Genomic DNA, 11,703 nt, shown 5'->3' with positions numbered 1-11,703 from the left:
GAGACAACGAAAAAAACGCAACACACGGCAACCTGGCAACCATAACGAACATGCGTATTAGGCCCATGGCTTTGCGTCCCCATCTTTCAATGGGTTTGCCATTTCAATTGTTAATCTTCAACCACATTATGCCATGGTTCGACAATCTTCTGCAATATTCTCTTTGTCCATGAATATTGACTTTGCGAAGATACCAAGTTGATTAGGGTTTCCAATGAGCTTTCGGACAAATGAAGCGCTTTAGCACGGGATTACCGTGCTATCCCTCGCGACAACATTAGCACATAGGTTAACTTTTCGAACATCAAATCGTCGACGATGAAGACGGTATCCCGATCCGCAGAAGTCAGCGCATCCACCTTTTCCACCTTTTTCATGGTGGCCACGCTAAGCGAAGTCAGAAAACGACGCCATGCAAAGCCGGCATGATTGAGAAAGCAATAAACCGCAGCTTTGCCGGCCTTCGAATCGTCCTTGCGGCTTTCAAGCAGGCGAAACCAGTTTTTCTGATGAAATAACAAAACGAAGACGAGTTGGAACAGCCGGGCGCAGCTAAAGCCAAAACGTTTACGGAATCCAGCTTGTTGCAAATGCTGCATGACTTTCAATTCTTGGAACGCTGGCTTTAGTTCGTTAGGCATTTGAATCAATTCGGATGGATGGGATATCATTAGGTAGACACCACCTCTTCGGTTAAAGTGATTGCTCAAAACTTTCACTTAGCAAACGAAGCGGTGTTTTTCTATTAACAAGCCCAGTATCTGATCGCCTTGGAAGCCTGCAACGACATGACTTCAAGACGAATTTCGCTCTGCGAAATTTGGGTTGGTAACCTACAAGTATTGTTAAAGCCATAGAAGAACTAGGTGCAGCTTCGAAGTAAGTTTTGATCTGGTTCGCGAGAATGTCTTTGAGGATTTGGGAAGACAATTTTATATAGTCGCGCGTGAATTTGCTACAGGACCAAAGTTCCGACGGGAAGGCCGTGCACCGTACCTGCACATTCTTCATTGCTTGCTGTTAGTAATGAATGGACATTAGATTTAGTACAAGCAATGCGCGATAATCCAGAATAAAGAGGTAGTGTGGTCAAGTTGTTAACAAAGGGTATTTAGATAGTTTTATTAACTGTGAGCACAAGGATTTATTTAGTGAGGTTTTGTTCTTTGATAACCTTACAAATACCCTTAGTGTTGAATTTACTTTCACGTGAATCTTTCCGTCCTCCGTCTCCTTTCTTGTTCTTAGGCGCTCCGCGACTGTCGAATTTACCGTATATCGAATGTATAATCCTCTCTCCAATTTCATAATAGAAGCATGCATGCAAATTCAAGGCATGTCATAACAGGAGGGCGATTATGAAGGCTGTAACATTCCATGGCATGAAGAACATGCAAGTGACGCAGGTCGCGGATCCGACGATTCAGAAAAAAGACGGGATTATCGTCAGGATCACCTCGACCGCCATATGCGGTTCTGATCTCCATATATACCAGGGGGCGATTCAAGCCCAAACCGGATACGTGATCGGCCATGAACCGATGGGCATCGTCGAAGAAGTAGGCCCTGAGGTGACAAAGGTCAAGAAAGGGGACCGGGTCGTGCTCCCGTTCAATATCTCGTGCGGCAGCTGTCATTACTGCCAGCATGAAATGGAGAGCCAATGCGACAACTCCAACCCCAATCCCCAAGTGGATACGGGAGCTTACTTTGGGTTTACCGAACGGTATGGGAATTATTGGGGCGGACAAGCCGAATTGCTTTACGTGCCATACGGCAATTTCATGCCCTTCGTTATTCCGGAGTCATGCGAATTGGAGGATGAGAAGCTCCTGTTCCTGTCCGACGTGCTGCCGACGGCCTATTGGAGCGTGGACAACGGCGGCGTGAAGCAGGGGGATACGGTTGTGGTGCTCGGCTGCGGCCCCGTCGGCTTGATGGCGCAAATATTCGCTTGGATGAAAGGGGCCAAACGGGTCATCGCGATCGACAATCTCCCGTACCGGCTGAACCATGCCAAAAAAATGAATAACGTCGAAACCTTCAACTTTGAAGATTTCAAAGACATGGGGCTGCATATAAAAGAAATAACGGGCGGGGGCGCGGATGTCGTCATCGATTGCGTCGGAATGGACGGCAAGAAGACGCCATTGGAGGAGGAAGAGCAAAAGGCCAAGCTGGTTGGCGGAACACTTAGCCCGATCAACATCGCGATGAATGCGGTGCGGAAATTCGGCACGATTCAGATTACGGGAGTATACGGTTCTAAATACTACCAGTTCATGTTCGGAAACATTTGGGAACGAAACGTGAAGCTAACCATGGGACAGGCGCCCGTGATCCATTACATGCCGATGCTGTATCAAAAAATTATGGCAGGCGAGTTCGATCCGACGGAGATCATCACGCATAAAGTGCCGCTCGATCAGGCGCATAACGCGTATAACACCTTTTACAATCATGCGGACGAATGCATTAAATTCGTACTGAAGCCTTAAATGATGACATGAGAAAAGAGGCTGTGCCACGGGGTATTGTACCCTGAGGGACAGCCCCATGTGTTTAGCCGATTCTTCTTCAATATTAGCAGGACCAAGTTTCATTATAGGCCTAAAACCGCCAGGTTTACAGCAAGCTCCCTGGAGACCCGATCCGCGACTCTTGCACCGACCGCCCTGACGATTTTCCCTTCGAATGACAACGGAATCCCCCTCCGAACACGACCACGCGTCCGTTGGTTGGTCGTAATGAACCCGTAAAGTTCCCCGTTCAGGACCGCCAAAAGAGCAACGCTCGCCGCAGGCATCTTTAGCGCGACCGCCGTCCATGCCTTATTATGGGTGATGTCGGACATAGGCCAGCCAGGAATGGTGTCCATCCGATGAGAAGCAACAAAATTCCCGTCATCGTCTACATGGCTATCACCTCCGCGATCCCGAACTCCCTTGCCCGTAGCTCCGCTGCGTGAATCAACACTTTGGCGACTTCCAAGTAATTTTCATCATCTGCGTCTTCTCCCAGTTTATCTGTGTCCAGTGACATTAGAGTTGGTAAATAGAAAAATATCACGAAAAGTCCCGAACATTCAATCTTATGTCGGGACTTTTCTGTTTCTGAGGAGCTGGCTAACAGAGGTGGAATCAATTCGGCTCCATAATGATGGGTGTGAGAGATACCTTGTTCGATCTTGAGGTAAGCGAACATGCGAAAGCATCGTTCCTTGAGGATTATTCGCTATTGGCAAGCTTGCCCACGGGGGCAATCAACAGAAGGAAAAATTCGTAAAAGAGAACATGGAGAGATGTGCTACAGTTGTCGAAACTGACGGAAAAGCAGCGGTTTTAAATTCGGGAATCCAACAAGTCTAACCTGCGGAAACTTTCATGTGAAGGCTTTCTTAAATAATGTCGAGCCGAACCTTTCTAGTGGGTTTGAAGAACGCCTCATCCAACATCCCCAAGTCTTCCTCGGTAAGCTTAATACGTTCCGCCTCCGCATTCTCTTCGACATGCGCTGCTGTTGACGCCTTAGGAATGGCAATTACGTCACCGCTTCTAATGCACCAAGCCAAGAGAATCTGAAGTGGCTTCACGCCATGTCGATCGGCAATTTCCTTAACCGCTGGATGCTCAACCAACCCTCTTCGTAAAGTGCCCGCCTGGGCAAGCGGACTATAGGCCATTATCGGGATTTTTCGCTCTCTCAACCAAGGAAGCAGGTCGTATTCTACACCGCGGGAACCGAGATGATACAGTACCTGATCGACCATGCAATTCGTCCCTCGCGCCGCGTCGAACAGTTCTTTCATATCGTCCGTGTCCAGGTTAGAGACACCCCATCGCAAAATTTTCCCCGCTTCGACCAACTGCTCCATCGCTTCTACCGTTTCGCTTAGAGGAATACTTCCTCTCCAGTGAAGAAGATAAAGGTCGAGACGGTCCGTCTTTAACCGCTTCAAGCTTTGTTCGCAGCTGCCGACGATGCGATTCAGACCAGCGTTGTGCGGGTACACTTTGGATACCAGAAACACTTGATCTCGGATCCCTTCGATCGCTTCTCCAACCAAGGACTCGGATCTGCCATCACCATACATTTCAGCCGAATCGATCAGGTTCAATCCAAGCTCCACACCGCGTCTTAACGTGCGAAGCTCTTCATTTTTCATGGACGGCTCATCCCCCATATACCACGTACCTTGACCGATTCTGGGCAAAGTTGTCCCATCAGTTAGGGTTACCACGCGCCCACCCCCTTATTTTTTTTTAATTTTTCCTGCAGCGCACCGTCCTATTCTCCATAGCGAATATATTGGGCGATGTTTTTGCAGTGGTCTCCCATACATTCTAAGTTGCTAATATGACGTACAATTGTTTGTCTACCATGATTTGGAGACTTAAAAGACAACAAAAAAGTAGGATATCCTCGGGGTTACGACGCCACCAAGAAAGGATCCTACTCGAGGACTACTATACCCTAAACTTGCTTGCCAATCTATTTGATAATGCTATCACCTCGTTCGTGAAAGAAAACTTGGAATCCATCCGTGCAGAAATCAAACACTACATGGAGGAAGAGCCCGGCGGCGAGCACAATAGTCGCAATGGCTACTACGGGCTGAGATGTGTTTCTTAATATACGTCACTGCACAAGAAGTCTCACAAAAATGAACGAAATGCCTCAATTTTGAAAATACGGCCTGCCGTACATTACTTGAAGATCGGCGTCAAATACATTCGATAAACAACCTGTAACCGTCTGGAGGAGGCATCGATAACTTTGCCCTCGCCGGCATAAATGCCGACATGCGAAATATTCATAAACCTCCCTTTCGGTCGTAGTTCCAGAAAATCAAATCTCCTGCCATTAGCTCATCAGAGGCAAGGGAAAGTCCGTTATCCACGCGTTAGCATGAACTGGGATAATCCTACTTAAGTGCCATTCAAACTGTTCTAACCCGCCTTGACTTCCAATGTTCCGGGCACCTTTCTTACCTTTGTCTTTCAAATCATTTTTAACAAATCCTTGATATTATTAAGTCTTATTTTAGTGTACGATTCATATTTTTTTGACCTGATAAAGTATCAATACTTATCTCACAGAAAGATTCTATTTGCTCAAGACTCTTGCTTGTTTCTAATGAAAATAAAGCATCAAAATTTTTTTCGCTGTAAGTTCAAAATTGGAGGCATCATTAAATGAAAGCGGCGCCGGAGGCCAAAGGCAACCCGGAAACCGTCGCAGCCTAGGGATTGGCGTATTGCAACCAGCTCTTTGTGATTGAACGAGATCTGCAGGAAGCTACAGCGGAAGATCACCACCTCGCACGGGCCGAGCGAAGCCAGCCCATGCTACATGCTTACTTTGCATGGCTGCGCCAGCAAAAATGCCGAACGATGCCGAAGAGCTTGGTCGGCCAAGCAATAGCTTACAGCTTGAATCAATGGGAGAAACTGACGGCGTTTCTGAATGACGGGCGTCTTGAAATCGACAATAACCGCAGTTAGCGTTCGATCAAGCCCTTTGTGATCGGGCGAAAAAATTGGTTGTTTGCGAATACCCCGCTGGGAGCTACGGCCAGTGCTGCCATTTACAGCGTGATCGAGACGGCGAAAGAAAATGGCCTGCATCCGTTCAAGTACCTGATGTACCTGTTCGAGCAACTGCCGAAGCTTGCAGATCTGAAAGACCCGCATGCACTGGAGCCTTATATGCCGTAGTCGCCGTCACTACCGGACTCCTTCCGTCTCACGTAATCTCTATCCATCATACACTCGCTCCCATCTGACTGGTAGGTTGGGGCTATTTGACGCTCACCTGTACCTCACACTTGAACCGCAGGTCTTCCAAACAACACTTGCTTGTCCGAATCGAACAGATTGCGGTACACTACTTGTCCCCGGCTTGAGGAAGCATCTACAACTTTGCCATCCCCCGCATAAATTCCAACGTGGGTAATATCCATAAACCTACCATTATGCTCGTAGCTCCAAAATATTAGATCGCCAGGAACCAGGTCTGCCGCGCTTACTGTCAGGCCATTTTCTACGCAAAATCTTGCTTGTTCTGCTGCGGTTCTTGGCAGGTTAATGCTTAGCTGTCGATAAACCCACTGAACGAGATAGCTACAATCTGTAAAGTCATCCTGTCCGGCCTTCGGTTGACTGTACGGATCACCTAAACGAGTTAGCGCCAATTTGACGACTTCACTGCCTATTTCTCCCTCGGGCAAATGCTGCCCAATATCCGCTAGCTGCCCCGGCGTCAAGCCAATATCCGTTTCTTTACCCAGCATCGCAAACATGAGTGGCCGAAACTCTCCAGACATCATTTCCTTCATGATGTCCATCTGTTCATTTGTAAAGTGATAAGATTCAGCCTGTTGCTCCGCAGTTTTGCTCGAAACAGTAATATGCAAAATGTGTTCATAGCTGGTAGTCGTCTCTTCGCTGGTAGTCCCATCTTCATGCTCTACCGTAACACTTTCCGTATGTTCGATCGTTTCGATACGGGATTCCAGTTGATTCATGTCCCAAAACACCGATTGGATGATCCCAATCCTTGTTGCATCAAGTGTTGCTACATCCATTCCGTTTTCTGAATCCATGACAGTCTTCACGGCAAAAACGGTTATAATATCCATCCAATTATCTATTCGCGTGTTGTCCGCGCTACCGGGGTAATGAAACTCCACCCGGTCTACACGGCCAGCGGACTGCTGTATTTCTGCCAGTCGGTCGGCATACTCAATGTCCAGCTCTTGAACGATTCGGGAAAGCGGCTTTACATCGGCATCCGTGTTTTCACCGGAAACAAAGATGCTGAACGGAGAGGAAATGACAGCTGCTATAGCCATAACAATGCACAGCAATACAATAACGGTGCTACTAATCCCCAAAAGCGCGGCTACCCCTTTGACAAGCAAAGCGGCTGCTTTTACTACCATTTTAATGATCCGAAGATTTAATCGCGCCGCAGCTTGTGCCCTTTGAATAGAGCGGCGGGCAGTCATCGCCATCTGTGCAGTCCGCTGCGCTGTCCTGGCACTATTCATTTTTCCTTCCGCTTGATAATCAGAGGGGCTTTTAGCCTGTCCTAGCCGTTGTCCCGTTTTTATAAATGGCGATAATGTCTTAAATTTCCTTTCTTTACGTTTGATCGTATGGCTTGCTTGCTTGGATATAGCGAAGGGGATTCGGGATGACGGTGGCCTGAAATGCCGCTTCCTCATGCTTACTGACGTTAGCGCTTTTGGACGATTCACGCGTACATTTGCTGAATGAGATGCCGCGGCGGCAAATGCTCCTTTTTTCCCGGCCGGTTCTTGATCTCTACCTTCCCGATTTAGAATTCGGTTAGTAAAGCTATTTTTGCGAAGAGGATGCAAAAGCCGGGCATTGACCCGGCTCCGTATAAAGCGTTGTTTTTTTGATTGATGGTTAGCTGACAAGTGATATTTCCCATCTACCGGCTTGCGGAGATGCAACCTACGGGCAAGTCGCAATTGACGTGTACCTGAAGGCTTAGTAATTATAGCAGCGGGGTTCTGTATCGATATTGTATCCCCTTCTGACTTTGCCCGCCTTTTTTGAATGAACCTTATCAATCTTTTGCTAGCAACCACGCTCATTCCAATTTGAAAACGTACCGTTTTATCTATGGCCGATGCAGAATGGTGCTGCGCATATTCATTTGGAGATTGTGAAATCGTCTTGTCATTGTCTTTGTGTTGTTTTGTGCGTGCGCTCGAATGTTTTACACGATCCATCAAGTTTGGCAGTCTGTCCAAACGTTTAATATCTTTCACAACAGTCCTCGTTTTAATATCCTTCATCTATTCCACTCCCCTAGCTTGTTGCCATTCAGCGAACTTGTTCGTTCAGCCGCTTGAAATTCTTCTCCTGGCTTCGGCAATAGTCCGGATAACGAAGTTGAATCGCTTCAAAAAAATAGGGAGCGTAGCTGCAATCGAATAATTCGTGGGGAGTAGAGTAGCGTTCCCCACCTTTTTCCGTCCAGCCATTCCACAGATTAAAAGCAAGCCTACACACGCGGATAGAACTACCGGTTTGCCACGAGGCTGCGAGACCTCCGGGCTTAATGCCCCCATTAGAAAAATCAAACAAATCGCGGATATGACTCCGAGTATCGCGGGAAATACCTAATGTGTAGAAAAGTGCCCGATGATAGCCGTCGCTGCATTTCCTTTCATCCAGCATCCGATAGTAGAAACTTTCGTGTTCAGCATCTCGAAATCGAATCGGATTCATTGTTACCTGCCCCTCTCATGGAAAATGAGCGGCTGGTAATACCCAGCCGCCGCCTACATAAAGCTCTCTAACTATCTGTTCATTTTGGCAAGCAAATCGGACCCTTTGACCTACCGCAATCACATTTTATTGAGAAACTGCGCCATTTGTTTTAAGCCGCGTTCAATAGATTTTCGTACTGCCCGTTCATCAACTTGTTCAGCTTGGGCAATCGCTACTTTGCTCATGCCTAAGAAGAAATGAGCATAAATTCGTCTGAACGATTTTTCCGGCAATCGACACATAGCCGCATAAAGCTGCTCATTGGAAAGCTTACGCTCGTAATATTCCTCCGGGGAAATCGAAAGGAAAAGAATATCTTGTTCTATACCGTCGTTCCGATCAAGCGAGTAATAAGCGCGATGACGATAGGTGCGCAATTTGTATGCACTTTCGTTTAAGTCGAAACGGCGGATTTCTTGTGCCACTTCATCATCTAGGTCGATCCATACATCCGTTTTGATAAAGGGATACATATCCCGCAAATTAATCCTTTTCATATTCGTCCCTCCATTTTGGTTTGTGAGCAAACCAAAATGGAGGGGGAGAGCGACAGCCAACGCTCCCTTTAAAACGATTGTTGATTGTGTTACATAAATAAAAAAGACCTTGCCGCTCAGCAATCCAATGCTGATTTGCAGCCAAGTCTGATAGTAATATCCATCGTTGAGGCGTTATGAGCCGTACGAATAGTAAAAACACATAAAAGGATCGTGGTTTGACATTGCATGCAACGTGGGGCACATAATATCAATTTCCCTCCTCACATGGCAACACCATTGCGAGAGGAATAACCAGTCTGTTTTATGATGGTGTTGTCCTACGTTTTAGTTCAAACGCTCCTTTTTGATTGTCCCGTATCACATGCCTTCAGCACTCGTCACTGTAATAGCTACCTTCTTTTGGGTTTCAATCAGAAAATAAAAAAGAGCGTTTCGCTTCTTTTTGCTGATCACAGCAAAAAATGAAGCGGCGCTCAATGGCTGGAATGCAAAGTAATGCGCATAGAATGAATACAGATGTATCCAGTTCAGGATGGCATGTCTACCTATTTCTAAATTACAGATTAATAGGAACCGCATCATCGCCCTCCTTTCATCGGTATTATTGTACGAATTAATGGGGAACATGACGAAACCATGCATGGAACAAGTTATGCCCGTTTCGTCAATCCTCGCTTCACAAACATAAAGGACAGCCGATGATCTTGTAGGCTGCCCTTAAGCTTGCTATACTATCATCGTATCAGGAAAATCGTGCATATTGGGTGCATAATTCGTGCAAAATAAGAGCAAATCTAGTGCAGCGTTCGGTGCATGTTCGGTGCAAGAAAGATTCACGGCATCTCTTCTCTTGGTGAGGAGTTAATCGTACTCGGAGAGATTGAACTGACTGCTAAAAATGGGGGTAGACCCTAGAGCCTGTTTGAAAACGGGGATATTCTTCAATTCACGAACCATAAAAATAGAAGATGCGTATGTGCATCTTCTGAAGTAATGATATGATCAGTCTTCTCCAAAGGAATCCAGTTCCAACAGGACCGCCCGATCTTTGATTTTTCGATATACTTTATGCAGAATTCGCTTCCGATGATAAAAGAACGCGCGGCGGGAAAGTGCAATGCGATCTATAATGACCGAAAGCGCCAGTTTATCCAAATATCGTAGACGAACGAACAAAATTTCCTCTGTGGTGAGAGCCGAGAAAGCGTAATCGATCAATCCGATTCTCGATAATAGCAACGGGATTTCATGTTCAGTGATCTCTATCCGATGAATGACCGTACGCAACAATGGTTCTTGTTTTCTTCCATTGCCATGATTCACCCATTCATGCAGAGCCCTCGTTAATCCCGGAATATGCTTAAGCTCTGCCTGCGCATATTCCAACCTTGCTTTCCAATCACTATAGGACATAAGCCATGCTTCCACTTTTTCATAGGGGATGGACTGTTGAGTAAGATTCATCAGACACCCTCCCCAATTCCAAGAAATACTACAACTCTCCTTCCGCAAAACTGCTGAATGAAGTGCAAATCAATCCATGTTAATAAACATAATTCACGCTCCGTTTCTAATTGATACATGACGATCATCCCTTCATTGTTATATTGGGGACAGCCGCATAATTACGTAAGTTAAAGGCACCATCCTCTTCATTTTACGAGAGCCTGTCCCATTTTGATTTACTTCAGACTCCGATTCACGACAACAATCTCCAGCATTCATCTTTTTTCTCTCCACCTCCTTTGGTAAGGGATAATATTCCTATTTTTCCTTAGATCACCCCTTCATTTTACCTATTATTAGTTCGAATGGGGAGGGTGATCTTTTTGTCACCCTCTGCCATGATGATTTTGTCGAAAATCCCCGAATTTTCCCAAAGCTTGTTTCAATTTCAGTCCCATTAAATCACGTAGCATAGTGCTGATCATACAGACCTCTTCGTTTCGCCTTCTCAGCAGCTTCTCGAATGGATCGGGTGTCGAATTTACGAGTGATATGACGAACGTGCGATTTTAGGGTGTTCGAAGTAATGCCAAGTAATTCTCTGATAATTGTCTGTCGATAGCCCAAGCCTATGAGCTGCAAAATTTCTTTTTCCGTAGGTGTGAGCATGCAATGCAATTCTTTTCGCTTTATAAGCTCGATCTCATTACGGATTATCGTCGCGACATCCGCATGGAGAGAGGACTGACGTCGGTGAGCTTCTCTGATCGCAACCGGTATGTCCATATAGTTGGACTTTGTAATATAATTGACCGCTCCGGCAACAACCGCATCGACCATGACTTCCGGATCATGTATCGAAGAAAGGACAATAATCGGTAACTCTTTATTTCTGAGAATCTCGGCTGCGGCGTCCAGCCCGTCTCGTTTGGGCGAATTCAAAATCATTTCCAAGATCATTACGTCTACGTCTAATTGTACACTCGCTCGAATCGCTTCCTCTTTTGTCGAAACGATGTTAGATAAATAAATATCTGGCTCGGATTCAAGCAACATAGCGAGTCGCTGTTGCCAAGCTAGGTCACCATCCGCCAGTAATACTTTGATACTCCTGTTCCTACGGATCATATCTTTTATCTCTACAGAAAAGCTTGTTTGTTTGTTCATAATCGATCACCTCTTTTTATTTTCAAATGACAAAAAGACACGCCCTCTCACTGGCGTGCCTACTTGTCATCTTGGTGTGGTTTGAGAGGGTAACCCGGCGATCATTGCACTAGTGCAGAAGACCCGTGGCTTTGCGTCCCTGTCTTTCGATCAGGTTTGCCTTTTTTCCTAGTCTATTCGACATATTTGTATTGATTTATTTTACCATATTTCAATAGATGCCAAAAAGTTTGCTTGGTGTCACACCTTAGTAACGTATGTTCGAACATAGCGCAACCCTC

8 protein-coding genes, 3 pseudogenes and 2 riboswitches are annotated in these 11,703 nt (G+C 46.0%); of the genes and pseudogenes, 3 read left to right on the top strand and 8 right to left on the bottom strand.

Features of this window, described 5'->3' with window-relative positions; all coding sequences use genetic code 11:
* Positions 1-23 precede the first annotated feature (23 nt).
* A riboswitch (cyclic di-GMP riboswitch) is annotated at positions 24-110 on the bottom strand.
* A 183-nt stretch (positions 111-293) separates the two neighbouring features.
* Positions 294-671, bottom strand: a pseudogene (locus M4D81_RS18170) (IS4 family transposase); the annotation flags it as partial.
* A 687-nt stretch (positions 672-1,358) separates the two neighbouring features.
* Between M4D81_RS18170 and M4D81_RS18165 the strand changes: the two are divergent.
* Positions 1,359-2,498, top strand: coding sequence for a zinc-dependent alcohol dehydrogenase (locus M4D81_RS18165; RefSeq protein ID WP_169284747.1), 1,140 nt, complete (start codon positions 1,359-1,361; stop codon positions 2,496-2,498).
* Positions 2,499-2,602: 104 nt separating this feature from the next.
* Here M4D81_RS18165 and M4D81_RS18160 read toward each other — a convergent pair whose 3' ends face one another.
* Both M4D81_RS18160 and M4D81_RS18155 read right to left on the bottom strand, forming a co-directional pair.
* A complete protein-coding gene (locus M4D81_RS18160; RefSeq protein ID WP_260067529.1) occupies positions 2,603-2,878 on the bottom strand; it encodes a hypothetical protein in 276 nt (91 codons plus the stop codon).
* 519 nt (positions 2,879-3,397) lie between these two features.
* The gene (locus M4D81_RS18155) at positions 3,398-4,240 is read right to left on the bottom strand and encodes an aldo/keto reductase (RefSeq protein WP_248551626.1); all 843 of its coding nucleotides are present in this window, start codon (positions 4,238-4,240) and stop codon (positions 3,398-3,400) included.
* Positions 4,241-4,468: 228 nt separating this feature from the next.
* On the opposite strand from M4D81_RS18155, the pseudogene M4D81_RS34965 reads away from it, so the two are divergent.
* Both M4D81_RS34965 and M4D81_RS18150 read left to right on the top strand, forming a co-directional pair.
* Positions 4,469-4,611 (top strand): annotated as a pseudogene (locus tag M4D81_RS34965) (IS256 family transposase); the annotation flags it as partial.
* Positions 4,612-5,246: 635 nt separating this feature from the next.
* A pseudogene (locus M4D81_RS18150) lies at positions 5,247-5,717 on the top strand (IS66 family transposase); the annotation flags it as partial.
* Between the two features lie 104 nt (positions 5,718-5,821).
* Here M4D81_RS18150 and M4D81_RS18145 read toward each other — a convergent pair.
* The 5 genes from M4D81_RS18145 to M4D81_RS18125 form a co-directional block, all read right to left on the bottom strand.
* Entirely contained in the window at positions 5,822-7,831 is a 2,010-nt protein-coding gene (locus M4D81_RS18145; RefSeq protein ID WP_248551625.1) for a C40 family peptidase, read from the bottom strand.
* 28 nt (positions 7,832-7,859) lie between these two features.
* A complete protein-coding gene (locus M4D81_RS18140) occupies positions 7,860-8,267 on the bottom strand; it encodes a DUF6075 family protein (protein WP_021877429.1) in 408 nt (135 codons plus the stop codon).
* 119 nt (positions 8,268-8,386) lie between these two features.
* Positions 8,387-8,806 carry a sigma-70 family RNA polymerase sigma factor gene (locus tag M4D81_RS18135; RefSeq protein WP_169284750.1) on the bottom strand — a complete coding sequence of 140 codons (420 nt, stop codon included), beginning with the start codon at positions 8,804-8,806 and terminating at the stop codon, positions 8,387-8,389.
* 1,005 nt (positions 8,807-9,811) lie between these two features.
* Positions 9,812-10,273 carry a hypothetical protein gene (locus M4D81_RS18130; RefSeq protein ID WP_021877427.1) on the bottom strand — a complete coding sequence of 154 codons (462 nt, stop codon included), beginning with the start codon at positions 10,271-10,273 and terminating at the stop codon, positions 9,812-9,814.
* Between the two features lie 444 nt (positions 10,274-10,717).
* Complete coding sequence (locus M4D81_RS18125) at positions 10,718-11,422, bottom strand: response regulator transcription factor (protein ID WP_169284751.1); 705 nt, start codon at positions 11,420-11,422, stop codon at positions 10,718-10,720.
* 85 nt (positions 11,423-11,507) lie between these two features.
* A riboswitch (cyclic di-GMP riboswitch) is annotated at positions 11,508-11,593 on the bottom strand.
* Between the last annotated feature and the right edge of the window lie 110 nt (positions 11,594-11,703).

The organism is Paenibacillus sp. p3-SID867 (assembly GCF_025142895.1).
Classification (GTDB): domain Bacteria; phylum Bacillota; class Bacilli; order Paenibacillales; family Paenibacillaceae; genus Paenibacillus_AQ.
This window is presented reverse-complemented; position numbering and strand designations above follow the sequence as displayed.